Source organism: Methylobacillus pratensis, assembly GCF_054072455.1.
Window position 1 is genome coordinate 821,109 of record NZ_JBSUSR010000001.1, and the last position, 24,671, is coordinate 845,779.

Annotated in this window: 17 protein-coding genes; 5 read left to right on the plus strand and 12 right to left on the minus strand. The window is 59.9% G+C overall.

The features are described from left to right. Positions 1-22 precede the first annotated feature (22 nt). From eda to ACW4YW_RS03755, 7 genes are all read right to left on the minus strand, one after another. Positions 23-652, minus strand: a complete 630-nt coding sequence (eda, locus tag ACW4YW_RS03725) for a bifunctional 4-hydroxy-2-oxoglutarate aldolase/2-dehydro-3-deoxy-phosphogluconate aldolase (protein WP_309564706.1) — start codon at positions 650-652, stop codon at positions 23-25. A 154-nt stretch (positions 653-806) separates the two neighbouring features. Further along, on the minus strand, positions 807-2,621 hold the full coding sequence (gene edd / locus ACW4YW_RS03730) for a phosphogluconate dehydratase (RefSeq protein ID WP_457136327.1): 1,815 nt from the start codon (positions 2,619-2,621) through the stop codon (positions 807-809). Positions 2,622-2,764: 143 nt separating this feature from the next. Continuing rightward, positions 2,765-4,483, minus strand: coding sequence for a carbamoyltransferase family protein (locus tag ACW4YW_RS03735; RefSeq protein WP_457136328.1), 1,719 nt, complete (start codon positions 4,481-4,483; stop codon positions 2,765-2,767). A 14-nt stretch (positions 4,484-4,497) separates the two neighbouring features. Continuing rightward, on the minus strand, positions 4,498-5,982 hold the full coding sequence (locus tag ACW4YW_RS03740) for a lipopolysaccharide kinase InaA family protein (RefSeq protein WP_457136329.1): 1,485 nt from the start codon (positions 5,980-5,982) through the stop codon (positions 4,498-4,500). Continuing rightward, entirely contained in the window at positions 5,975-7,678 is a 1,704-nt protein-coding gene (cptA, locus tag ACW4YW_RS03745) for a phosphoethanolamine transferase CptA (RefSeq protein WP_457136330.1), read from the minus strand. The genes ACW4YW_RS03740 and cptA overlap by 8 nt, the downstream gene beginning before the upstream one ends. A gap of 34 nt (positions 7,679-7,712) precedes the next feature. Next, positions 7,713-8,549, minus strand: a complete 837-nt coding sequence (gene rfaP / locus ACW4YW_RS03750; protein ID WP_457136331.1) for a lipopolysaccharide core heptose(I) kinase RfaP — start codon at positions 8,547-8,549, stop codon at positions 7,713-7,715. Beyond that, on the minus strand, positions 8,546-9,721 hold the full coding sequence (locus ACW4YW_RS03755; protein ID WP_457136332.1) for a glycosyltransferase family 4 protein: 1,176 nt from the start codon (positions 9,719-9,721) through the stop codon (positions 8,546-8,548). Before ACW4YW_RS03755 ends, rfaP begins: the two co-directional genes overlap by 4 nt. Before the next feature lie 70 nt (positions 9,722-9,791). Here ACW4YW_RS03755 and waaC point away from each other — a divergent pair, with 70 nt between their 5' ends. The 5 genes from waaC to ACW4YW_RS03780 all read left to right on the plus strand — a co-directional run bounded on the left by waaC (position 9,792) and on the right by ACW4YW_RS03780 (position 16,101). After that, positions 9,792-10,745 (plus strand): lipopolysaccharide heptosyltransferase I, encoded by a 954-nt coding sequence (gene waaC / locus ACW4YW_RS03760; protein WP_457136333.1) that lies wholly within the window; start codon positions 9,792-9,794, stop codon positions 10,743-10,745. Between the two features lie 113 nt (positions 10,746-10,858). Further along, positions 10,859-11,386, plus strand: coding sequence for a nucleotide exchange factor GrpE (grpE, locus tag ACW4YW_RS03765; RefSeq protein ID WP_457136334.1), 528 nt, complete (start codon positions 10,859-10,861; stop codon positions 11,384-11,386). A 131-nt stretch (positions 11,387-11,517) separates the two neighbouring features. Continuing rightward, positions 11,518-13,437 carry a molecular chaperone DnaK gene (gene dnaK / locus ACW4YW_RS03770; protein ID WP_457136335.1) on the plus strand — a complete coding sequence of 640 codons (1,920 nt, stop codon included), beginning with the start codon at positions 11,518-11,520 and terminating at the stop codon, positions 13,435-13,437. A 74-nt stretch (positions 13,438-13,511) separates the two neighbouring features. Continuing rightward, positions 13,512-14,636 (plus strand): molecular chaperone DnaJ, encoded by a 1,125-nt coding sequence (dnaJ, locus tag ACW4YW_RS03775; RefSeq protein ID WP_309564697.1) that lies wholly within the window; start codon positions 13,512-13,514, stop codon positions 14,634-14,636. Positions 14,637-14,871: 235 nt separating this feature from the next. Continuing rightward, a complete protein-coding gene (locus tag ACW4YW_RS03780; protein ID WP_457136336.1) occupies positions 14,872-16,101 on the plus strand; it encodes a Bcr/CflA family multidrug efflux MFS transporter in 1,230 nt (409 codons plus the stop codon). A gap of 62 nt (positions 16,102-16,163) precedes the next feature. Here the strand turns inward: ACW4YW_RS03780 and leuA are convergent, their stop codons facing one another. From leuA to ACW4YW_RS03805, 5 genes are all read right to left on the minus strand, one after another. After that, the gene (leuA, locus tag ACW4YW_RS03785; protein ID WP_457136500.1) at positions 16,164-17,849 is read right to left on the minus strand and encodes a 2-isopropylmalate synthase; all 1,686 of its coding nucleotides are present in this window, start codon (positions 17,847-17,849) and stop codon (positions 16,164-16,166) included. A 422-nt stretch (positions 17,850-18,271) separates the two neighbouring features. Then, complete coding sequence (locus ACW4YW_RS03790; protein ID WP_457136337.1) at positions 18,272-19,267, minus strand: alpha/beta hydrolase; 996 nt, start codon at positions 19,265-19,267, stop codon at positions 18,272-18,274. A gap of 96 nt (positions 19,268-19,363) precedes the next feature. Beyond that, the gene (locus tag ACW4YW_RS03795; RefSeq protein ID WP_457136338.1) at positions 19,364-19,990 is read right to left on the minus strand and encodes a uracil-DNA glycosylase family protein; all 627 of its coding nucleotides are present in this window, start codon (positions 19,988-19,990) and stop codon (positions 19,364-19,366) included. Between the two features lie 95 nt (positions 19,991-20,085). Continuing rightward, the gene (locus tag ACW4YW_RS03800; protein WP_457136339.1) at positions 20,086-21,516 is read right to left on the minus strand and encodes an efflux transporter outer membrane subunit; all 1,431 of its coding nucleotides are present in this window, start codon (positions 21,514-21,516) and stop codon (positions 20,086-20,088) included. Further along, entirely contained in the window at positions 21,513-24,668 is a 3,156-nt protein-coding gene (locus ACW4YW_RS03805; RefSeq protein ID WP_457136340.1) for a multidrug efflux RND transporter permease subunit, read from the minus strand. Before ACW4YW_RS03805 ends, ACW4YW_RS03800 begins: the two co-directional genes overlap by 4 nt. Positions 24,669-24,671: the final 3 nt, after the last annotated feature.

Sequence of the window (24,671 nt, forward strand, 5' to 3'; positions counted from 1 at the left end):
CGAGGGGCCTGTGATGAGCTAGTTAAGCTGCGGCCTTGATTGCACTGGCTTCGCGCGCCAGCTTGGTGATATGCGCCCAGTCCTTGCGCGCAACGGCATCGCCAGGCGTGAGCCAGGTGCCGCCGCAAACCACGACGTTAGGCAGTGCAAGGAACTGCGGGGCGGATTCCACCGTCACGCCGCCAGTGGGGCAGAACTTCACATCGCCGAACGGGCCGGCAAAACCCTTGAGCAGGTTGATGCCGCCCACGGCAACAGCCGGGAACAGCTTGAGGAAATAGTAGTCATCGGCATTCGCCTGCATGATCTCGCTGCCGGTGGAAACGCCCGGCAGCAATGGCAGACCGATCTCACGCGCCGCACGGCCGATCTCGCTGGTATAGCCAGGGCTGACGGCGAACTTGCAGCCGACATCCTTCACAGCCTGCGCATCCTTGATGCTGCGCACCGTGCCAGCGCCGACAATCGCATCAGGCACCGCCTTGGCGATGGCCTCCATCGCCTGCAAGGCCACTGGCGTGCGCAAGGTCACTTCCAGCACCTTGATGCCGCCTTCGAGCAATGCTTCCGCCATCGGCACCGCGTCTTCCACCTTGTTGATGACAATGACCGGGATGACTGGGCCATGGTTGGCTAAATCGAGTGTGCTCATGTTCTATATACCTATGGTTGATTATTAAAAATCTACAAGTGGGAAGGCAAACTATATTGCCATTTCAAAATCGCGGCGGACAAGTCGTTTGAGCACAGGCACTACTAGTACGGCAAGCGAAAAACAACGCAGTCCCCCGCGCATTTTCAAATGGCTAGAGCCAGGTGACGGCGCCTTCTTCGGCCGAGTGCACATTCTTGCGCATCCCGCCGAACAATTCGCGGCCGATGCCATGGCCATTGTTGTTGCGCTGCGCCTCAGTCATCACCGCCACGGTGCGTGCCTGCCATTCCTCATCGTCGACCAGCGCGTTCAGCGTGCCGACAATCGCATTGAGGCGGATCATGTCACCAGTGCGGATCTTGCCGATCGCACCGCCGGCAACGGCTTCCGGGCTCAAGTGGATCGCGGCCGGCACTTTGCCGGAAGCGCCGCTCATGCGGCCATCGGTCACGATTGCGACACGGAAGCCCTTGCCCTGCAACACGGACAACGGCGGGGTCAGCTTATGCAGCTCTGGCATGCCGTTGGCGCGCGGTCCCTGGAAGCGCACGACCGCGATGAAATCCTTTTCCAGCTCGCCGCGCTCAAACGCTGCCAGCAATTCCTCCTGGCCGTTGAACACAATGGCAGGAGCTTCGATGATCTGGCGGTCTTCCGGCACGGCAGAGCTCTTGATCACAGAACGACCCAAATTGCCGGTCAACAGGCGCAGGCCGCCAGAAGAACTGAACGGCTTGGAGGCGTTGCGCACGATTGTTTCATCAGGGCTTTCTTTCGGCAAGTCGACCCAGATCAGGCTGTCGTCGGACTTGACCGGCTTCTTGCCGAAATCACGCAAACCGCCGATCACGACGGAATTCACGTCGCCATGCATGTAGCCAGCATCCACCAGCTCGCGGATCACGAAACTTGGGCCGCCAGCCGCCTGGAACTGGTTCACGTCGGCAGTGCCGTTAGGATAAACGCGTGCCAGCAACGGGGTGTTCTGCGACAGCTTGGAGAAATCGGACCAGTCGATGATAATGCCGGCCGCGCGGGCTACCGCCACCCAGTGGATCAGGTGGTTGGTACTGCCGCCGGTGGCCAGCAGCGCCACGATCGCATTGACGATGACGCGCTCGTCCACCAGCTTGCCGATCGGCGTGAAGCGCTGGCCTTTGGTGATGGACAGTACGGTCTTGACCGACTCGCGAGTCAATAGCTCGCGCATATCGTCGTGAGGGTGCACAAAGGCAGCGCCCGGCACATGCAGCCCCATCGCCTCGATCAGCATCTGGTTGCTGTTGGCGGTGCCGAAGAATGTACAGGTACCGGCGCCATGGTAGGCGGCGGACTCGGAAGCCAGCAGCTCGTCACGGCCAACCAGACCCTGGGCATATTTCTCGCGCACCTTGGACTTGGTGGTGTTGTCTATGCCGGTCGCCATCGGGCCGGCAGGCACGAAGACGGTCGGCAAGTGGCCGAAATGCAAGGCGCCGATCAGCAACCCCGGCACGATCTTATCGCACACGCCGAGCAACAGGGCTGCATCAAACACATCGTGGGACAGGGAAACCGCCGTGCTCATCGCAATGGTATCGCGCGAGAACAGGCTCAGCTCCATGCCGGGTTCGCCCTGGGTAATGCCGTCGCACATCGCGGGCACGCCGCCTGCCACCTGCACGGTTGCGCCATGCTTGCGCGCTTCGTCCCGGATGATGTTGGGATAGGTCTCGTATGGCTGGTGGGCCGACAGCATGTCGTTGTAAGCCGTCACGATACCGATATGCGGCGCCTTTTCCGCCACGACACGGAACTTGTCGTTATTCGGCAAGGCGGCAAACGCATGCGCCACGTTCGCACAGCCCAGACGGTCAGCGCCGCGCGTGCGGTTGATGATCTGGTCGATGCGTTGCAGGTAGGCCTTGCGGGTCGGCGCACTACGTTCCCGAATGCGCTCGGTGACTTCTATCAGGGTTTGTGTCATTAATGGTGTGCTGCTGAAAAGTTGAATTTAGCCGGGAATTATCGCTGAAAGCGCCAGGCATCGTCAAATTAACCACGACTGGGATAAGGTAAAAAAACCATGAGCTTGCAGCGGCGGCATTCGCGCCGCAAGCCCTGCCTGGCCTAGTTTTTGGTCACCAGGACATCTTCCATCAGGAGATATTCGAGATCACAGCCGTAGAACATGTTAAGCGCATCCGTCGGGCTGCAAATCATCGGTTCGCCGCGGCGGTTCAATGAGGTATTGAGCACCACGGGCACATTGCGCAGACGCTCCAGTTCCTCGATCAGGGCGTAATACCGCGGATTGGTTTCCCTAGCCACGATCTGCGCGCGCGCAGTGCCATCCTCATGGACGACCTCGGGAATGCGCGGCTTCCAGTGCTCGGCCACGTCGAAGGTGAAAGTCATGTAAGGCGCAGGATGCTCTGTCTGCAGAATATCGGCGGCAACCCGGTCCAGCATGCTGGGACAAAACGGCCGCCAGCGCTCGCGGTATTTGATCTGCGCATTGATGCGGTCCGCCACGCCGGGATGGCTGGGGTCGCCGAGGATGCTGCGGCAGCCCAGCGCGCGCGGGCCAAATTCCATGCGGCCCTGGAACCAGGCCAGCGGGTTGCCAGCAGCCAGAATCTCGGCACCTTTTTGCGGCGCGTTTTCAACACGCTGGAACTTGGGCTTGGCAGGATGCGCCTCGCAGGCCGCCAGGCACTCCTCTGTGGTGAACGACGGGCCGAGGTAGGCATGGCGCATCGGCTCCAGCGGCTCGCCCATCTCGGCAGCCACGTAGCTGGCCGCGCCGAGCGAGGTGCCGTTGTCGCCGGAGGCAGGCTGCACGAACAGCTCTTTCACGTGCGGCAAGGCAATGATGCGCTGGTTGAGCTTGACGTTGAGCGCCACGCCGCCTGCCATTGCGATGCGGCCGGTCTCGCGGATGATGTCGCCAAGATAGTACTCGATCATTTCCAGCGCAATGTCTTCCAGCAACTGCTGCACCGAGGCTGCGTAATGGATATAGGGGTCGTCGATCTCGTCGCCCTGGCGCTTGGGGCCCAGCCACTCGATCAATTTGGGCGTGAAGTAGAAGCCCTTGCCCTTTTCCTTGTAGCGGCGCAGGCCGACCACATTGACGTAATCGGTATTGACCTCGAGTTCGCCGTTCTCGAACTTGGCCAGGCGCGACAAATCGTAACGCTTGGGATCGCCATAAGGCGCCATGCCCATGACCTTGAACTCGCCGTCCAGCATCTCGAAGCCGAGGTACTCCGTGATCGCGCCGTACATGCCGCCCAGCGAGTCCGGATCGTAGAATTCCTTGATCTTGTGAATCTTGCCGTTCTTGCCATAGCCGAAGAAGGTCGTGGCGTACTCGCCCTTGCCGTCGATGCCGACGATCGCGGTCTTTTCCTTGAATCCGCTCAGGTGATAGGCGCTGCTGGCATGCGCCAGGTGGTGTTCGACGGGCACGAAGCGCGCCTTGGTCAGGCCGAGCTCGCGCATCAGGTCCAGGGATTTGTCGCGGTTGCGGCGGAAACGGCGGTTGCCATTGAAAATGGCATCGAGCGCACGGTCAGGCGCATACCAGTAGCGCTTGGCGTAATGCCAGCGCGCGCTGCTGCTCAATGGAATCTCGCCATAGGGAAACGCGACGATATCGACCTGCTCAGGCCGCACCCCGGCCTCGCGCAAACAGTATTTTGCCGCTTCCAGCGGAAACTTGTTCTTGGCATGCTTATCGCGGATGAAACGCTCTTCTTCCGCGGCCGCTACAATTTTTCCATCCACAATAATGGCAGCCGAGGCATCATGCCCCAACGCACCTGATAAACCTAGAATGATCATTCGTCTTTTTCGCTTTATTTAACTACGATGCCCGCCCGGTCCAGTACGAGGCTATCCGTATAAACCGCCCGGAAGGCCTTTGTCAGCAACCGGCTGGTCTCGGCGTCGGCCTGCCAGTTCTTGAAGAACCGCTGCAGGTCGCGCACGTGCCTGCGCTCAAACCGCTTTCTGCATGCATGTTGCCGCATGCTGTCCAAATCGATCAGCAATGGATGCTGTTCATGTATCAAGACATTGGTCGCCTTGAAATCGCCATGTTCCAGTTGCAGGCAAAATAACTGGTAAAACAGCCTGGCAATGCGCCGCGCTACCTGCTCGCGCGCTTCCTGTCCGATTGACGCATCGGCATAGAACTCCGCCGCATCACCGGCATGCACGAACTCGGTCAGCAAATAAGCCTCGCGGCGCAAGCCCAGCCACCGGCGCTCCAGTACGGCCACGGCCGTCGGGGTGGCAATGCCCTTCAACTGCAAGCGGAAGGCATTGGCCCATGACAGCACAGCCCGGGAAGGCCGCCAAGCACGGCCCAGGCCATGCCAGAAATTCTTGATATTGTACCTTTTGATCACCATGTTGCGCTGATCAATTTCAATCGCAGCCACGGTACAAGTATTCCCGCTCTTGAGCCGCAATGCGCCTGCGGCATCGAGCAAACCGTCGGGCGCGGCCAATGCCTGCCGCAATACTGGGCTGTCCTTGGCGCGATTGACCGCCAGGTAATGCCGGGATGTCTGCTCCACATATACATCGGTACACGGGCGCTGCACTTTCCTCGCGTACTGGCGCATCTCGTATTGCCAGTGCCGCGCGATAAGCCGCTGCATACTGCCGATATCGGGCAGTTGCTCGCCTGCCGTGGCCGCATATTGTTGCAACAGGCCGGGCAACCAGGCAGGCACTGCATCGACATCGAACTTCGAGATCAACCGAGCCAGGTTGTCCCATTGTTGCCGCTGCCTGCCCAAGGCGCGCAGCCGCCGTATGCCGTCCCCATCCAGGGTATAGATAGCCTGCGCATCCGCCAGGAAGTTTTTCAGGTACAAGTCCGTTTGCAGCAATCCCGCGCGATGATGCCTGGCAACCTCCGCGACCAAGCGCCGGGCCAGCGCAAGCCTCTCCCCGGCATCCATATCTTGCCAAACCTGCTCGGCATTGCGGGCTGGAACGGCTGCATAGAGCAGCACTTCGCATCCCTGACCCGCCACACGGGACTCAAGCAGCAAGGCCGGTGTGGCAAGCCCCGCCTGCGCCAGCCAGAGGGAACCGCGCTTGTCGCGCGCCGCATACTTGGCGGCCTGGCCGCCGATGAAAAACTTGGCGTAAATAGCCTGCCCGTTCAGCAAGCCGCGGCAAACCAGGCGCTTGCCGGGAACACGACGCACGACCTCCAACGACTGCAATTCGCTGCCGTCATCCAGCACCAGGCCGAATGTTGCAGCAGCAGCCCCTTTTGCATATTGCTGCAAATCAGGGATGGAGAGCGCAGCGGGGTCAGTCATGGGCATGAATATCCAGCGGACGGATGGTGTCAGGCTGGTACGGGTCGCCAATCAGCAATGGGTGCTCCTTGAATTGCGCATTCACAATGCTGAGGGACGGCTCGAAGCCATCGAAGCTCAAGCCGGCCAGATCCGCCCAGGTATGGATGAAATGCGCGTTGCTGTAGGGGCGCTCCAACATGCCGTCGAAGCGCATGTCATGCCCGGACCTCCACTGCTCGGACGCCCATACGATGAAAGGCACCGTATACATGGGCAGGGTGGGCTTGGCCTCGTTGCGCCCCAGCATGCCATGGCCCGGTGCATCGTAGACATCCTCGCCGTGGTCGGAAAAGTAGACCAGCAGGCTGTTCGGGGCGCGCTCGCGCAGGCTTTCAATCAGGGTGGACATTACGTAATCATTGTAGAGCACGGCATTATCATACTGGTTATAGACCTTGGCCTGCCCCTCGCTCAGCATCGCCGGCACGCCCTCGCGTCCCTTGAACACGTCAAATTCCGCAGGGTAACGGTACTCATATTTCATATGCGTACCAAGCAAATGCACGATGATGAATTTCCTAGGCGCAGGATCACGCAGCACTTCCTCGAACGGGGTAAACACATTGGCATCATACTCGCGGGAGTTCTGTGCACGACTGTTATTCATGTAGAACTGCTCGTCCGTCTGCTTGGAGAAGTTGGCCAGCATGGTATTGCGCTTGGTAATCGTCTGGTGGTTGGTGATCCAGTACGACTTGTAACCCGCCTGGCGCATCATCTTCATGAGCGAAGGCTTGGTAAGATACAGCTCGGGATGTTCCTGGTCCGCAAACGTCAGCGCCTGGGTCAGTGCTTCTATGGTGTAGGGCCGTGGCGTCACCACATTGTCGAACACGCTCAACTCATGCCGCAGGGCGTCCAGCTTTGGCGTCGTCTTGCGGTGGTAGCCGTACAGGCTCATGCGCTGGCGGTTGGTCGATTCGCCCAGCACCAGCACCAAAGTCGCAGGCTGGCCGGCGTTGGCGTCCTGCAGGTTGGATAGCGGTGGAATCCTGCTGTTCTGCTCGAGCAAGGCTTCCATATTGGCAAGCTGCTTGCGGTAGTGGATGTAGCCTATCACCATCTGCCAGGGCACGGCAGGTTCCATGCGTATTTGCAATTTTTCCACGGCATCATCGAGGCTTGCCTTGTTGAGCACCAACTGCTTGAACATCGGCTGCACGAACAGCAAGACCAGGATGCCCGCGGTCACGGCCCAAGCTGCGCGTGCGCTGATCTGGAGCGGTCCCAGCCTGCGCCAGAGCCAGTACGCCACCCCGCTATGCAACAGCAATACCGGGATCATCCACCAGACGAAGTAGTGGGCAATGAACTCGCTGGACTCGGCCGGGTTGGACTCGAAAATCGTGAACATCACGCTTTGCGAGAACTCCTGCCCATAAATACAGAAATACCCGAGGCTGACCAGCGAGAACACCCATAGCACCAGCCCAATCACGGCGGCTATCTTGCGTGCGTGGCGCGGCACCAGCATGACCGGTATCAGCCACAGCAGGCTCATCACGACCGCTTGGCGCATGCCGACAAAAATGGTCGCCCCGCTGATTTGCAGCAGGATGTGCGTGATACCGGAGAAATAGAAGAAGAACAGGTAGTAGTTGAACCAAGCGCTCCAGTCGGAACGCTTCCAGGCGAACTTGAATGGCATTTGCATAGATTTTCCGGCTGTACGCCAGAGCTGCCATGCATTAGCCGATCATACCGCCAATCTGGTGCAGCCCAGGCTCAACCTTGTGTAGTTTGATATAAAGTTTGATGGCGCGGGACTGCACCTGCTGCCAGAAATCACGCTCCTCGCGCATGACCTGCCTGATCGGCTTGCCACGGTAACGGCGCAGGAAACGCAGATAATCCCTGGGGACTAGTCCCGCATTCATCGCAGAGAAATATAATGCTGCTATATCCTTCATGCGATCCTGGGGGCGGATTGTCTCACGAATTCCGACCCGGTGCAGGTCTATGAGGTACAAATGGATATCTCCGTGCCTGAGCCGCGGCAGGTCAAGGCAGATATGGCAGATATAGAAATCTCGGTGATTGAGACCGCTGTCATGCAGGCGGGCTGCCAGGGCGGCGACTTCCAGCAGCAAGCGGCGCTTGAAGCGCGGCTCGGGCGGCGCCTGCATCCACTGGTCCGCCAGGGTCTCCAGCGACAGTATCTCGCCTAGGTCGCGGGTGATGAGGAAAGATTGGCGGCTTGCCGGGCTGCACCCCCGGCTGCCGAAACCTGCCAGCGGCGTGGTGGCAATGCCGATCTCGCCGAGCTTTTCTATCGCTTGCTTCTCGGTGTTCGCACTGACCACGGGCACCTTGAGCGCCAGCAGGTTCTTGAAAATCTCCCCCCAACCCACGCCGAAGTGCTGCTTGATGAAATAGGGCTGGCCGGCAATCTCCACGCGTATGGTCTTGCGTCCCGGCACATCGCGGAACACTTCCCCCTCCAGCGCCATCACGCGCGCGAATACGTCACCCTCCCCCAGCGCCTGTGCCAGTTCCGGCGACAACTGCAACGCTTCGCAAGTCATACCGCAGCCTCCTGCTTTTGCCCGGCAATCCGCAGCATGATCGCCGCCTCGGCGCTGCCGTCGTTCTCCGCCATCAATCTGCGCGCATATTGCAAACCGTTGTCGCGCCACCGCTCCAACCGGGTGTCCCTTGCATGCACAAGCGACACCATCTCCTGCAGCATCCGGTTCAACGTCGCCTGCTCGAACGGCACCGGCACCACTTGCCCGGCATCCGCCTCCTGGACATGCACCGCATAGCCGCAGCTGGCTGTCGCCAGCACCGGCAAGCCGCTCGCCAGCGCCTCCAGGATGACCAGCCCGGTATTTTCCCGGTAGGCCGGATGCAGGTAGAAATCCGCGCCTTGCATCAATTGCGGGATGTCGGGCCTGCCGCGTGAAATGATCAGGTTGTCTGCCACCTTGAGCTTGTTTGCCATCCTGATGAACGGCGCAGGCTTGTCCTGCCCGATCGCGATCAGCTTGAAATCCTTGCGCATGTCGGCAGGCAAGCTCGCCAATGCCTGCACGGCGCGATCCAGCCCCTTCATGTAGAACCCTGAGCCTACCAGCAGGGCAATCTTCGTCTCCGGCGGCAGGTTGAACGCATTGCGCAGATAGGCGCGCATTTCCGCACGGTCATGTAATTGCAGGCGTTCGCCGGAAAGATAGGGCGGGATGTAGTGGAAGCGGTCGTCCTGGGTCTGGTACCAACGCTGGAATACGGCTTTTTCCGCCATGTCCACCATCAGCATCTGCGTCTTCGCCTGCGGAGAGAAAATGGCCTGTTCTGTTCCCTGGAACCAGCGGTAGCGCGGCGTCAGGCGATACAGCCAGTTGCGCTGCCTATGGGCGCGCTCGATAAAACATGGATCGGCGGCAAAATACACGTCTAGGCCGCCCATGCGGTTGTAACCCACGACCAGGTCGAAACTGAGCTCACGCGCAATGCGGGCTTGCGCCTGGCGGATGAAATCCTGGTATTTCTGGAAATTGAACCAGCCATTGCCCGGCATGATGTGCGCACGGATATTGCCTTCCGGCAGGTTCTCCCCTGGCATCTGGCCATCCCACGACATGGTGAAAATGTCCACGGAATGCCCGGCCTCGGCAAGCCGGGTGGCAGTGCGCAACATGTCGCGCTGCATGCCGCCATAAGGGAAATACTTGAAGATCAGGAAAGCAAACTTCAATGGCTCTAGCCTTCAATTGGGAAAAGAAGCTGAATTGTATGCGAAAATGCCGCCCATGCCTCGTTTGCTCATGATCAAAACCACTTCCCTGGGGGATGTCATCCATAACCTGCCGGTCATCACGGACATCAAGGCTGCGTTTCCGGACATGCAGATCGACTGGGTAGTGGAAGAAAGCTTTGCCGACATCCCAAGGCTACATCCGGGTGTAAACGAAGTCATTACCGTCGCAGTCCGGCGCTGGCGCAGGCACTTGTTCCAGGCCAACACTTGGCAGGAAATCCGCGACATGCGCCGCCGGCTGCGCGCCCACGAGTACGACCATGTCATCGACACCCAGGGCTTGCTGAAAAGCGCATTGATCGGCTGGCAAGCCCACGGCACCTATCATGGGCAGGATAGCGCATCCGCGCGGGAATCCTGGGCGGCCCTGCTCTACCAGCAGCGCCACCCCGTGGCGCGCGGCCAGCATGCGGTCGCGCGCAACCGCGAACTGGCGGCGCGCGCGCTGGGCTATGCGATTCCGTCCAACCCGCCGGACTACGGCATTCATGCTGCGGCTCCCGATGCCGCGCTGGAATTGCCCAGCCGTTATATCGCCGGGCTGCACGCTACCAGCCGCGACTCCAAGCTCTGGCCGGAAAACCAATGGGCCCAGCTGGGCAACGCCTTGCTCGGGCAAGGCCTGGCACTGGTGCTGCCCTGGGGGAACGCGACCGAAGAGGCCCGCGCGCAGCGCATTGCCAGCGCGGTTCCCGGCTGCATGGTGCTGCCGCGGCTATCCCTCACCCAGCTCGCTGCCGTGATCGGCCATAGCCATGCCGCGATCGGCGTCGATACCGGCCTGGTGCATCTTGCCGCTGCGCTCAACCGGCCCACCGTGGCGATCTATACCGACACCGACCCGCGCCTGACAGGGGTGCTGGCGCAGGACAAGCACAAGATCCGCAACCTCGGCGGGCAAGGCCAGGTCCCGGCAGTGGATGCCGTGCTGGAGGCCTTGGCGCAGGTCACGGCACAATAGCACGCTAACCGGTGCAGCCAATCCCGCTCGAATAAAATTACTCCGCCCCTCTTGTAATCCGGGCATATACCCCCATTTGCTTCGTTGTTACATCATCACCAACAGGGACTATCATGCAACACGAAGACAAGACGCCAGAAACCGACCTGCAGGAAAATGCCTCCACCCCAGCGCAAGAAGCCGGCGCCGCAGGTTCGATTGATGACAGGATTGCCGAACTGGAAGCCCAGGTGGCCGAGCAGCAAGCCGCCGTGCTGTATGCCAAGGCGGAAGGTGAAAACATCCGCCGCCGTGCAGCGGATGATATTGATAAGGCGCGCAAGTTCGCGCTGGAAAAATTCTCGAGCGAGCTGCTCGCGGTCAAGGATAGCCTGGATGCCGCACTCAGCGTGGGTTCCGCCACGCTGGAAAGCTATCGCGACGGCGTTGAGTTAACCGCCAAGCAACTGACTTCCGTATTCGAGAAATTCAGCATTGTCGAAATCAACCCGGTCGGCGAGAAATTCGACCCCAACAAGCACCAGGCGATCGGCGCGGTTGAAAGCGATGCCGAGGCCAATACCGTGGTCAACGTGCTGCAGAAGGGCTACACCCTCAACGAACGCGTGCTGCGCCCGGCACTGGTCATGGTCGCGAAATAAGCCCCTTCGGTTGCCGACAAGATATTTGCAGGCGATTTTTGCATACCAGGCTTGAAATCGCATCGCCTATCCCCACTTTGGCAACATAGTTATCCACTTTTAGAGTCAAAAGAACACAAGGAATCAAGACAATGGGAAAAATTATTGGTATTGACTTAGGCACCACCAACTCCTGCGTAGCCGTAATGGAAGGCGGCAAGCCACGCGTGATCGAAAACGCCGAAGGTGCCCGCACCACGCCCTCCATCATTGCGTACCAGGAAGACGGTGAAATCTTGGTTGGCGCGCCAGCCAAGCGCCAGGCCGTGACTAATCCCAAAAACACACTTTACGCGGTTAAGCGTCTGATTGGTCGCCGCTTTGAAGAAAAAGAAGTGCAGAAGGACATCGGCCTGATGCCTTACACCATCACCAAGGCTGACAATGGCGACGCCTGGGTGGAAGTGCGCAATGACAAACTAGCGCCTCCGCAAATCTCCGCAGAAGTGCTGCGCAAGATGAAGAAAACCGCGGAAGACTACCTGGGTGAAGAAGTGACCGAGGCCGTCATCACCGTGCCTGCCTACTTCAACGACGCACAGCGTCAAGCCACCAAGGATGCGGGCCGCATTGCAGGCCTGGACGTCAAGCGCATCATCAACGAGCCGACCGCGGCCGCGCTGGCCTTCGGCCTCGACAAGCAGGAAGGCGACCGCAAGATTGCCGTTTACGACTTGGGCGGCGGTACGTTCGATATCTCCATCATCGAAATCTCCGAAATCGATGGCGAGCACCAGTTTGAAGTATTGTCCACCAACGGCGACACCTTCCTCGGCGGCGAAGACTTCGACAACCGCCTGATCGACTTCCTGGCTGACGAATTCCAGAAGGAAAACGGTCTGGACCTGCGCAACGACCTGCTGGCCAAGCAGCGCCTGAAGGAAGCCGCCGAAAAGGCCAAGATCGAGCTGTCCTCCAGCACCCAGACCGAAGTCAACCTGCCTTACATCACGGCTGACGCTTCCGGCCCCAAGCACTTGGTGGTGAAGATCACCCGCGCCAAGTTCGAGAGCCTGGTGGAAGACCTGATCGAGCGCTCCATCAAGCCTTGCGAAGTGGCATTGAAGGACGCAGGCGTCAAGGTATCCGACATCCAGGACGTAATCCTGGTCGGCGGCCAGACCCGTATGCCCAAGGTGCAGGAAAAGGTGAAGGAATTCTTCGGCAAGGAGCCGCGCAAGGACGTGAACCCTGACGAAGCCGTGGCAGTGGGCGCTTCCATCCAGGGCGGCGTGCTGCAAGGCGACGTGAAGGACGTGCTGCTGCTCGACGTCACCCCGCTCTCCCTCGGTATCGAAACCCTGGGCGGCGTCATGACCAAGCTGATCCAGAAGAACACCACGATCCCGACCAAGGCATCGCAAGTGTTCTCGACAGCCGACGACAACCAGTCCGCCGTGACCATCCACGTGCTGCAGGGCGAGCGCGAAGTGGCTTCCGGCAACAAGAGCCTGGGCCAGTTCAACCTGAGCGATATTCCGCCTGCACCGCGCGGCATGCCGCAGATCGAAGTCACTTTCGATATCGACGCCAACGGCATCCTGCACGTATCGGCCAAGGACAAGGCGACCGGCAAGGAAAACAAGATCACCATCAAGGCGAACTCCGGTTTGTCCGATGAAGAGATCAAGCGCATGGAAGAAGATGCGGCCAAGTACGCAGATGAAGACAAGAAGCTGCGTGAACTGGTAGACGCGCGCAACAGCGCCGACGGCGCGATCCACAGCGTGAAGAAGTCCCTGGCCGAACACGGCGACAAGCTCGACGCTGCCGAGAAGGAAGCCATCGAAAAGGCCGTGCAGGAGCTCGAAGACGTCGTCAAGGGCGACGACAAGGACGCCATCGAGAGCAAGACCAACGCCTTGATCGAAGCATCCCAGAAGCTGGGCGAAAAGGTCTACGCCGCGAGCCAGGCCGAAGCTGGTACCGAGCAAGCCGAGCCGCAGGAAAAGACCGTGGACGCCGACGTGGTGGATGCCGAGTTCGAGGAAGTCAAGGATGACAAGAAGTAAATCCTTTACCATGTAACCTCATGAGGCACACAGGGTTTTCCCTGCTGTGCCTCATTTATTGTTAGTAGAGAAATATGGCAAAAAGAGATTATTACGAGGTACTGGGCGTCAACCGCGATGCCTCGGATGATGACATCAAGAAGGCTTACCGCAAGCTGGCGATGAAATTCCATCCGGACCGCAACCCGGACAACCCCAAGGCCGAAGAAAGCTTCAAGGAAGCCAAGGAAGCCTACGAAATCCTGTCTGACGACCAGAAGCGCGCCGCCTATGACCAATACGGCCACGCCGGCGTGGACCCGAGCGCGGGAGCTGGAGCAGGTGCCGGCGGCTTCGGCAATTTTGCCGATGCGTTCGGCGACATCTTTGGCGATATTTTCGGTGGCGGCGGTGGAGGCAACCGACGCTCCAACGTCTACCGTGGCGCAGACCTGCGCTACAACATGGAAATCTCGCTCGAAGACGCCGCGCGCGGCACCGAGACCAAGATCCGCATCCCCGTCATGGCGGAATGCGAGACCTGCCACGGCTCCGGCGCACGCCCCGGCACGCAACCCGTCACCTGCACCACCTGCGGCGGTCACGGCCAGGTGCGGATGCAGCAAGGCTTCTTTTCCGTGCAGCAGACCTGCCCCAAGTGTCACGGCTCAGGCAAGATGGTCAAGGAACCCTGCCCGACCTGCCATGGCGGCGGACGCGTCAAGCAGCACAAGACGCTGTCGGTCAAGATTCCGGCCGGTGTGGACGAAGGCGACCGCATCCGCCTTTCCGGCGAGGGCGAAGCTGGCGTCAACGGCGGCCCTCCGGGCGACCTGTATGTCGTGGTGCATCTGAAGAAGCACGAAATCTTCGAACGCGACGGCGCCAACCTGCATTGCGAAATGCCGATCAGCTTCACCACCGCGGCCCTGGGCGGCGAGATCGAAATCCCGACCCTGGACGGCCACGCCAAGATGAAGGTGCCGCCTGAAACCCAGACCGGCGCCGTGTTCCGCCTGCGCGGCAAGGGCATCAAGCCGTTGCGCAGCAGCGACATGGGCGACCTCATGTGCCATGTCGTGGTGGAAACCCCGGTCAAGCTCACCGAGCGCCAGAAGGAACTGTTGCGCGAACTGGAAGACATCAACCAGCAGGACTCCGGGAAACACAGCCCACGGGCCAAATCCTGGATGACCAAGGTGAAGGATTTCTTTCAGTAAACCCTGAAATGAAAGAAAAAAGCACGGTACAACCCGTGCTTTTTCTTTTTAATTATTCAGTGCTCGGCATACCATAAATTACTTGGACAAAGCGTCCATATTCATGTGCAAGAATCCGGCACCAAATAATTTTCATTCGGCCCCAAACTAAATTCATCCTTGCTTGTCATCTGTTATATCCATAGCAGATTGTTGCATTTGCAGCCTGTCATCTGCCAAGACAAACCTATATTCCATGTCCAACAAAAATATTGCCTCCTCTAACTCCAACATTTCCCTCATGAGCGGCTGGCTGCTGCTATTGGGGGCCCTCACCGGCCTTGCACCGCTGTCGATCGACATGTACTTGCCGGGCTTTCCGGCGATCGAGAAAAGCCTGCTCGCCCAGGCAGGCAGCGCACAGCTGACGCTGGCGAGTTATTTCGTCGGGCTGGCGGTCGGCCAGTTGTTCTACGGCCCGCTCAGCGACCGCTTCGGGCGGCGTCTGCCATTGCTTGTCGGGCTGGTGATTTATATCCTGGCGTCGTTCGGCTGCGCGTTTACTAGCAGCATCCCCGAGCTGATTTTCTGGCGCTTCCTGCAGGCATTGGGCGGCTGTGCCGGCATGGTGGTAACGATGGCGGTCATCCGCGACCGATGTAGCGCGAATGATGCGGCACGCGCATTCTCCATGCTGATATTGGTGATGGGGCTGGCGCCCATCCTCGCGCCGCTAATCGGTGGCTGGATTGTTACAGTATTCGATTGGCGCGCCCTGTTCGTCACATTGGGACTGGCCGGCATCCTGGGCTTGATCGCGGTGTATTTCTGGCTGGAGGAAACCCATGACACACGCCACGAACCGCCGCTGGCGCTGGGCCGCATCATCCGGAACTACGGCCGGCTGTTGATAGACCGTAGGTTCATCGGCTATACATTGAGCGGCGGCCTGGCGCGTGCCGGGATGTTTGCCTATATCGCCGGTTCGCCGTTTGTCTTCATCGAGTATTACCACATCCCAGCGCAGCATTACGGCTGGATATTCGGGCTGAATGCCGCAGGGCTGATCCTGGTCAGCCAGATCAACGCTTGGCGCCTGAAAAAGCATAGGGCTACCGTACTGCTCTCACGCGCCCTGTGGCTGCCTGGCGGCATCGGGGTGTTATTGCTCGGCCTGTCACTCACCGGGCACATCACCCTGCCCTTGCTGCTGATCGGCATTTTCCTCTTTGTCGCCAGCATCGGCTATATCGGCCCCGATGCGGGAGCAGCCACGCTGGCCACCCACGGCCAGCAGGCAGGCACGGCATCCGCCCTGATGGGATCGCTGCAGTTCGGCCTGGCCACCATTGCAGGCGGCCTCGTCAATCTGTTGCACGACGGCACGACCTTCCCGATGGTAACCGTTATGGCGGGATGCGGCATAGGAGCATGGCTGGCGCACCGCCTGATCATCGTGCGCTATATCCGGAGACATAGCAGATAACAAAAAGCCCGCGATTATTCGCGGGCTTTCTGTTTCGATCGTCAGCGTTAACTACTAACTACTCATTGTGGCAGGAATGCCTGCTGCGTAGCCGCATCAAGGCGCTGGTACAAACGGTTGATGCCGCTGATGACGGCAAGGATGGAGGCCGTGACCAGGTTATCGTGTATCCCCGCACCATACACGGTGCCGGGCTGGCCGTCCTTCTCCAGCTCGGCAAACGCCACGGCCTTGGCGGCAGCGCCTGCACCAAGCGCGCGCTCCTCGTAGTCATGGATGCGGAACTTGCTGCCGAAAGCTTGCGCCAGGGCGTCGATCGGGCCATTGCCCCGGCCTTCGAGCACGGTTTCCACGCCATGGATGCGTGCGGTGAGCTTGATATGCTGGATATCGTCCTGCTCGTCGAGCACATGGTCGATATAGCGCACGGGCTCATCCGCGGCGATATATTCCTCGTTGAACAGTTGCCAGATGCCTTCGGCGTTCACTTCCTGCCCGCTGCTGTCGGTGAGACGCTGCACGGCGCCGCTGAACTCGACCTGCATGCGGCGCGGCATGGCGAGGCCATAGCCGGATTCCAGCAAATAGGCGATGCCGCCCTTGCCCGACTGGCTGTTGACGCGAATGATGGAATCGTAGGTGCGGCCCACATCATGCGGGTCAATCGGCAGATAAGGCACTTGCCAGAGGCCATCCGGCTGCTGCACGGCGAAGCCCTTCTTGATCGCATCCTGGTGCGAGCCGGAAAATGCCGTGAACACAAGGTCGCCTGCATAGGGATGGCGAGCATGCACCGGCAACTGGGTACAGTCTTCCACCGTGCGGGCGATGCTGTTGATCTGGGAGAAGTCCAAACCTGGATCGACGCCTTGTGTATAGAGATTGAGCGCCAAGGTCACCAAATCGACATTGCCGGTGCGCTCGCCGTGGCCGAAGAGACAGCCTTCGATACGGTCCGCGCCAGCCATCACAGCCAACTCCGCCGCCGCCACCGCGGTGCCGCGGTCGTTGTGCGGGTGCACGCTGATGATGACGCTGTCGCGGCGCGCCAGGTGGGTGTGCATCCATTCGATCTGGTCGGCGTAATAATTGGGCGTGCCTATTTCCACCGTTGCAGGCAGGTTGAGGATGACCTTGCGCTCTGGCGTGGCCTGCCAGATGTCGGTAACGGCATCGCAGACTTCCTTGGCGAAATCCAGCTCGGTCGCGGTGAAGGTTTCCGGGCTGTACTGGAATACCCATTCGGTTTCCGGGCGCTCGTCCGCAAGCTGCTTGATCAGGCGGGCAGCATCGGTGGCAATCTTCTTGGCCCCAGCCTTGTCGGTGCGGAACACCGTCTCGCGGAACACGGGGGAAGTCGCGTTATAGATATGCACGATCGCCCGCCTTGCGCCGCGCAAGGATTCGAACGTGCGGCGGATCAGGTCTTCACGCGCCTGGGTCAATACCTCGATGGTCACGTCGTCGGGAATATGCCCTTCCTCGATCAAGGTACGCACGAAATCGAAGTCGGTCTGCGAGGCGGAAGGGAATGCCACCTCGATTTCCTTGAAGCCGATCTCGACCAGCATCTTGAACATGCGCATCTTGCGCTCGGCGTTCATGGGCTCGAACAAGGCCTGGTTGCCGTCGCGCAGATCGGTACTCATCCAGATCGGCGCCTGGGTGATGGTGCGGGCCGGCCATTGCCGGTTGGGCAAGTCAATCGGGGTAAACGGGCGGTATTTGCTGCTTGGATTCTTTAACATCATTATTCTCTCAAGATCTCAGTTCGATATATCACTTTGGTCAGCGGCAGGACAATATCCACGGCTGGCAGGCTACCGCTCACGCAAGGCCTGACAACCGCGGGGCAGTCGGAACTGCCGGGAATGATATGGCGTGTGACGCATGATGCAAATACTTTCTGGAATAAACCGGAATTCAAACAATATCGTTCCGCCCTCCAACGACGAGGACAAAACAAACTAACTGGCAGGAAGAGGTAGGATTAGATGCGCGCGAAGCGCAGCAGCAGACCCAGGCTAAGGAAAGCCAGGGAAGAAAACACGAATGATGCGGACTGCTGGATTTGCATAATGGAGTTAATCATAAACAGAAGGCACCGTCCCTGTCAAACCTCTGGCTAAAACCAGCCGACAGCCGATGCCCTCCGTCCAGGATGATGCAGCTAGATATGTTTCCTGATTTCCCCTGCCGCCTGCATGATGGAGGCGTATGCCTGCGGGGTCTTGGCAAGCGGGTTGAGCAGGCCGAAATCATGGATCGTCCCCAGGTAACGGGTGCAGGTCACACTCACGCCGGCATCCGTCAACAAGTGGGCATAAGCTTCGCCCTCGTCACGCAGGACATCGAATTCCGCAGTCTGGATCAAGGCGGGCGGCAGGTCTGCCAAGTGTTCCAGGCTGGCATTGAGCGGCGACGCATAGACCTCCTCGCGTGCGTCCTTATTTTCAAGATAATTGTCCCAGAACCATTTCATCATGTTGCGGGTAAGGAAATAGCCGTCGTTGAACTGCTGGTAGGATTCGGTATTGAACCTGGCGTCGGTGACGGGCCAGAACAGGGTCTGGTGCTTGATGAAGGGCTCGCGCTTTTCCTTAGCCATCATGCAGACGACAGTCGCCATGTTGCCTCCGGCACTGTTGCCGGCCACCGCGAGGCGGGCTGGGTCCACGCCGATTTCCGCGCCGTTTTGCGCCACCCATTTGGTGGCAAGGTAGCATTCGATGATCGCAGTAGGGTACTTCACCTCCGGCGAACGGGAATAGTCGACGAAGACCACCGCACAGTTTGAAGCTACGCACAGGTCGTGCACCAGGCGCTGATGGGTAGGGAAGTCACCCAGCACCCAGCCGCCGCCGTGGAAGAACATGACCACGGGCGGGTCGATGGCGATATCGGCCGGCTTGACGATGAACAGGTGGATGGAGTGTCCCTCGATCGCGATTTCCCGTTCCTCAACGGTTACGCCGCTTAGCTCGACATCCACGCCGGACTGCAGGTCGCTGAGCACTTTCCTCGCCTCCTCCGGGCTCAACTCTTCCACCGGCTTGCTGTCGGATGCCGCCAGCTCCTCGAGAAATGCCCGGGTTTTCGGTTCCACCCCACTGTATTGATCCGTCTCGGGCATCAGGGTATGCATAATCGGGTCAAGGATATTCACGATATATCTCCGGCTCAGATTGTAGTGAATCCTGACTCTAGCAACCCTGTCGGCTCCAGTCTGTCAGCCAATCGCTGACAATCCTGTCAGAAGCGTCTAACCCGGTTGCAGAATGGCGCCGACGCGCTGCTGCAACTGCGGAATCAACTCCGCTTCAAACCACGGATTGCGCTGCAGCCATAGATTGTTGCGCGGGCTGGGATGCGGCAAGGGCACGGTGTCAGGCCAATATTGCCGCCAGTTGCCTACGATGTCGGTGACGGTTTTCCCGGCATGGGGCAAGTGGTACGCCATGGCATATTGCCCAATGACCAGCGTCAGTTGCAGATGCGGCAGATATTGCAGCAGTCTTGCCCGCCATGCTGCCGCGCACTCCGGCCTGGGCGGCAGGTCACCGGCCCGGCCGGTGCCGGGATAACAGAACGCCATGGGGACAATCGCCACTTGGCTGCAGTCATAAAATACATCGCGCGGCATGCCCAGCCAGGACCGTAGCCTTGCGCCGCTCGCATCGGTGAAAGGCCGTCCGGATGCATGCGCCTTGCGGCCTGGCGCCTGTGAGGCGATCAGGATGCGTGCCGTAGCGCCGACCTGCAGCACGGGGCGCGGCTCCAGCGGGAGATAAGGCGAGCACAGCCTGCACCGGCGTATCTCAGCCGCCAGCTCGTCCAGGACCAGCCCATCCGTGAATGAATGGCCGGGATTCATACCTATTGTGACCATCCGCCTCCTTTTCAGAGTCAGACAGGCAAGCCGGCATATGATTCAGCTCGCAGGATCAGCATTGCTGGGGCAAGGCCAAAGCCAGGAAACGTCGATCAGTCCTGTACCGGCAAGCCTTCCCAGCTTCCGCCCAGCGCTGCAATCAGCTGTACGCTGCTGATCAGGCGGCTTTGCTGCAAAGTCAGCAAGGTGCGCTCACTGTTGAGCGCGGTGGTTTGCGCGGTCACCACGTCCAGGAAGCCGATCAGGCCCACGCGGTATTGGTTGGTATATTGCTTGAGCGCCTTGCGCGCCGCCGTTACCGATTCCTCGCGCAATGCGGATTCTTCGCCCAAAGTATGCAACGCCACCAGGTAATCTTCCACCTCCTTGAATGCGGTCAATACCGTCTGGCGGTAAGTTGCCACCGCGGCATCGTAGCTGGCTTCGGACTGCACGACGTTGTACTTGTTCTGCAAACCGTTGAACAAGGTCATGGCAAGCTGTGGCCCGACCGACCAGTAGCGGTTCGGCATGGTCATCCAGTCGTTGAAGGTGCTGCTGCGGTAGCCGCCCGTCGCAGACAAGGTCAGGCTAGGATAATAGGCGGACTTGGCAACGCCGATATTGGCATTGGCCGCCATGACCGAGCGCTCCGCTGCCGCCACATCCGGCCTGCGCTCGAGCAACTGGCTGGGCACCGATGCCGGTACGATGGGCAATTGCGGCATCTGGTCGCTTTCAGCCACGCTGAAATTCGCCGGCGCCTCCCCGATCAGCACCGCAATGGCGTTTTCCAGCTGCGCCCGCTGCCAGACCAGGTCGACCAGGTCGGCCTCCGCATTCTTGAGCTGGGTGGTGGCCGCAGCCACATCGGCGCTCGCCACCACGCCGCGCTTGTACTGGCTCTCGGTCAGCTGCACCACTCGACGGTAGGTCTCCACGGTTTCCGTCAACAGGCGCTTTTGCTGGTCCATCACCCTAATCTGCAGATAGTTCTGCACCAGCTCGGACTGCATGCTGAGCCGCATCGCCGCCAGGGTGGCGAAGCTGGCATCGGCACTTGCCTTGTTTGCCTCCAGGGTACGCCGCAGGCGGCCCCAGATATCAATTTCCCAGCTCGCGTTCAGGGCAGCGTTATACGTCGTGCGTATGCCGCTGGTCTGCACCGCCTGGCTGGAAGTCGAACTGCCGGTACCCTGCCCCGCCCTGGTCTTGCCCACGGTTGCATCCAGTTGCGGCCATAAGGCGCCGCGGGCGCTTTGCGCAAGGGCAAATGCCTGGCGGTACTGTGCCTCGTATTGGGCGACGGTCTGGTTGCTGTCGTTGAGCCGTGCCACAAGCTGGTTCAGTTCGCTATCGCCGTACCGCTCCCACCATTCGCCCTTCGGCGCCTCGTCCGCTGGAGCGGCAAGGCTCCAGCCCTCCTGGTGCTTGAATGCGGCAGGCACCACGGTCTGCGGCCTATGGTAATCCGGGCCGACCATGCAGGCGGACAACAGTACGGACAAGCTGATGATGCCGAGCTTGGCAGAAGAGGGGCTCATTCCATTTTCTCCAACATTGCAGCCTGGGGCTTGCGACGCAACACCCACAAGCGTAGACGATCCAGGTAAAGGTAGACCACGGGCGTGGTGTATAACGTGAGCAACTGGCTCAAGAGCAGGCCGCCAACGATCGCGATACCGAGCGGCCGGCGCAATGGCGCATCGCCATCAGTGCCCATGATGAGCGGCAAGGCGCCCAGCAATGCCGCCATTGTAGTCATGAGGATGGGGCGCAGGCGCTGCTGGCAGGCCTCCATGATGGCGTCCTTGGACGACAGGCCGCGCTCGCGCTCCGCCACCAGCGCGAAATCGATCATGAGGATGGCGTTTTTCTTCACGATGCCGATGAGCAGGATGATGCCGATCAAGGCGATCAGGGTCAGCGGCGTATCGAACAGGATCAAGGCCAGCAAGGCGCCCACGCCGGCGGAGGGCAAGGTCGAGAGGATGGTGAGCGGGTGCACGTAACTCTCGTACAGCATGCCCAGGACGATGTAGACCGAGACCAGCGCAGCCAAAATCAGCCACGGCATCTGTTTGAGCACCTTGCCCTGGGCGCTGGCCGTGCCGGAAAAGGTCGCCTGCACGTTGAGCGGCATCTTGAGGTCGGCCAGTGCGTTCCTGATCTGCTGCTTGGCATTTTCCAGGTTGCCGCCTTCAGGCAGGTTGAAGGAATAGGTAATGGAGGCGAACTGGCCTTCATGCTGCACCGATGCAGGAGAAGTGTTGTATCCCAGCGTCACGAAATTGGACAATGGCACGCGCGCTCCGCTGGTAGTCAGCACATAGAGGCTGGACAGGATATCGGGGCTCTGCATGTACTTGTCGTCCACGCCCATGACGACGCGGTACTGGTTCTGGTCCTCGTAGATGGTGGAAATCTGGCGCTGTGCATAGGAGTTGTTCAACAGCGCAATCACCATTTCCACGTCGATGCCCAGGCGTTTGGCCGCCTCGCGGTCTATATTGAGATACACCTGCACCGCACGGCTGCGGCCTCCCCCGCCGACATCGGTGATCTCGGGCACGGATTGCAGGGTTTCCAGCACCTTGTTTTCCCACTTGCGCAGGTCCTTGATGTCGTCGCTCTTGAGCGTCATCTGGTAGCTGGAATCAGTGGAGCGCCCGCCGATGCGCAGGTCCTGCATGTTGACCATGAACATGGAGGCCCCGGGCACTTGCGCCAGCTTGGGCCGCAAGCGCGCAATGATGGTTTCCGCAGGCTCGCGCTCATGGATGTCTTTGAGGATGATGATGAAGTTGCCGGAGTTGCTGGAGGCACCGGGGCCGCGCCCGCTGCCCGACATGCCCATCACCTGGTCCACGGCAGGATCGGTCAGCAGGATGCTGCGGAACGCTTCCAGCTTTCTCTGCAACTCATTGAACGATACGCCCTGGTCAGCGCGGGCGTTGCCGAACAGGCGGCCGGTATCCTGGTCCGGGAACATGCCCTTGGGGATTGCGATATACAGATAGACGTTGACCGCAATGGTGAATAGCAGAATCACCATCATCCACAATGAATGATCCAGCGCCCAGGCCAGACTCCGGCGATAGCCGCGCTGTACGCGCTGGAACAGGCCCGCCCTGGGCTGGCCTGCGGCATTCTCGCCTTCCATCGCCATGGCGTCCTTGCGCCGCAGCAGGTAGGCACACAGCATCGGCGTCAGCGTCAGCGAAACGAACAGCGAAAGCAGGATTGCGACCGAGAGCGTCACTGCGAACTCGCGGAACAGGCGGCCGGTGATATCGCCCATGAACAATAGCGGGATGAACACCGCCACCAGCGACAGGCTCATGGAAATCACAGTGAAGCCGACCTCGCGCGCACCGCGCAGCGATGCCCTGAACGGGGTTTCGCCCTGCTCGATGCGCTTGCTGATATGCTCGACCACCACGATGGCGTCGTCCACGACAAAGCCGGTGGAGATGATCAAAGCCATCAAGGTGAGGTTGTTGAGCGAATAACCGCAAAGATACATGGCCGCAAACGTCGAAATCAGCGACACCGGTACAGCCAGCGCAGGGATCAATGTCGCGCGACCGTTCCGCAGGAAGAGGAACACCACCAGGATCACCAGCGCCACCGCGATCACCAGCGTCAGTTCGGCCTCATGCAGGGAGGCGCGGATATTCGGGCTGCGGTCCTCGACCACGGTGAGCTTGATGTCCTCGCCCAGGCTGCTCTGGATGCTCGGCAGCTCCGTGCGGATGCGGTCTATCATCTCGATGATGTTGGCGCCCGGCTCGCGGCTCACCATCAGCAGGATGGCGCGCTGGTTGTTGTGGAAACCCACGTTGCGGATGTCCTCCACCGAGTCGTACACCTTGGCGACGTCGCTCAAGCGCGTGATCGCGCCATTGTTGGTGGCAATGATGAGCGAGCGGTAATCCTTGGCCCGCAGCAGGCGGTCGTCCGCATCCAGCTGCCAGCTATATTCGTCGTTCTGCAGATAGCCCTTGGGGCCGTTGCCGTTGGCGGCGCTAATGACGTTGCGCACCGAATCCAGTGACAGCCCTTGCTGCACCAGGGCGTCAGGGTTGATATCCACGCGCACCGCGGGCAGCGAACTCCCGGCGACATTGACCTGGCTCACGCCCTGCACCTGTGAAATCTTGCGCGACACCATATTGGACGCCAGATCGTACAGCTCGCCCATGCTCTTGGTCTTCGAGGTCATGGTGAGCACCATGCTCGGCATATCCGCAGGGTTCATCTTGCGGTAGCTGGGCCGGTTCGGCATGCCGCTGGGCAGCATGCTCGCAGCGGCATTGATCGCGGCCTGTATTTCACGCGCGGCCACGTCGATATCCTTGTCGAGGTCGAACTGCAGGGTAATCGACGTGCTGCCCTGCGAGCTGGACGAGGTCATTTCGCTGATGCCGGAGATCCGTCCCAGGCTGCGTTCCAACGGCGTCGCCACAGAGGAAGCCATGGTTTCCGGGCTGGCGCCTGCGAGCGACGCTGTGACGTTGATGGTGGGGAAATCCACTTGCGGCAGCGGCGCTATCGGCAACAGGCCGAAAGCCAGCCAGCCTGCGAGCATCATGCCCAGCGACACCAATAAGGTCATCACCGGCCGCAGGATGAACAAGGTGGCAGGCCCGCGCTCATCGCTCCTGAGCTTGGACCAGGAAATGATGCGCTTCATATG

Bases quoted from the DNA above. Each gene is read 5' to 3' on its own strand.
- eda (WP_309564706.1), bottom strand. From the start codon at position 652: ATGAGCACACTCGATTTAGCCAACCATGGCCCAGTCATCCCGGTCATT.
- edd (WP_457136327.1), bottom strand. From the start codon at position 2,621: ATGACACAAACCCTGATAGAAGTCACCGAGCGCATTCGGGAACGTAGT.
- ACW4YW_RS03735 (WP_457136328.1), bottom strand. From the start codon at position 4,483: ATGATCATTCTAGGTTTATCAGGTGCGTTGGGGCATGATGCCTCGGCT.
- ACW4YW_RS03740 (WP_457136329.1), bottom strand. From the start codon at position 5,982: ATGACTGACCCCGCTGCGCTCTCCATCCCTGATTTGCAGCAATATGCA.
- cptA (WP_457136330.1), bottom strand. From the start codon at position 7,678: ATGCAAATGCCATTCAAGTTCGCCTGGAAGCGTTCCGACTGGAGCGCT.
- rfaP (WP_457136331.1), bottom strand. From the start codon at position 8,549: ATGACTTGCGAAGCGTTGCAGTTGTCGCCGGAACTGGCACAGGCGCTG.
- waaC (WP_457136333.1), top strand. From the start codon at position 9,792: ATGATCAAAACCACTTCCCTGGGGGATGTCATCCATAACCTGCCGGTC.
- grpE (WP_457136334.1), top strand. From the start codon at position 10,859: ATGCAACACGAAGACAAGACGCCAGAAACCGACCTGCAGGAAAATGCC.
- dnaK (WP_457136335.1), top strand. From the start codon at position 11,518: ATGGGAAAAATTATTGGTATTGACTTAGGCACCACCAACTCCTGCGTA.
- dnaJ (WP_309564697.1), top strand. From the start codon at position 13,512: ATGGCAAAAAGAGATTATTACGAGGTACTGGGCGTCAACCGCGATGCC.
- ACW4YW_RS03780 (WP_457136336.1), top strand. From the start codon at position 14,872: ATGTCCAACAAAAATATTGCCTCCTCTAACTCCAACATTTCCCTCATG.
- leuA (WP_457136500.1), bottom strand. From the start codon at position 17,849: ATGTTAAAGAATCCAAGCAGCAAATACCGCCCGTTTACCCCGATTGAC.
- ACW4YW_RS03795 (WP_457136338.1), bottom strand. From the start codon at position 19,990: ATGGTCACAATAGGTATGAATCCCGGCCATTCATTCACGGATGGGCTG.
- ACW4YW_RS03800 (WP_457136339.1), bottom strand. From the start codon at position 21,516: ATGAGCCCCTCTTCTGCCAAGCTCGGCATCATCAGCTTGTCCGTACTG.
- ACW4YW_RS03805 (WP_457136340.1), bottom strand. From the start codon at position 24,668: ATGAAGCGCATCATTTCCTGGTCCAAGCTCAGGAGCGATGAGCGCGGG.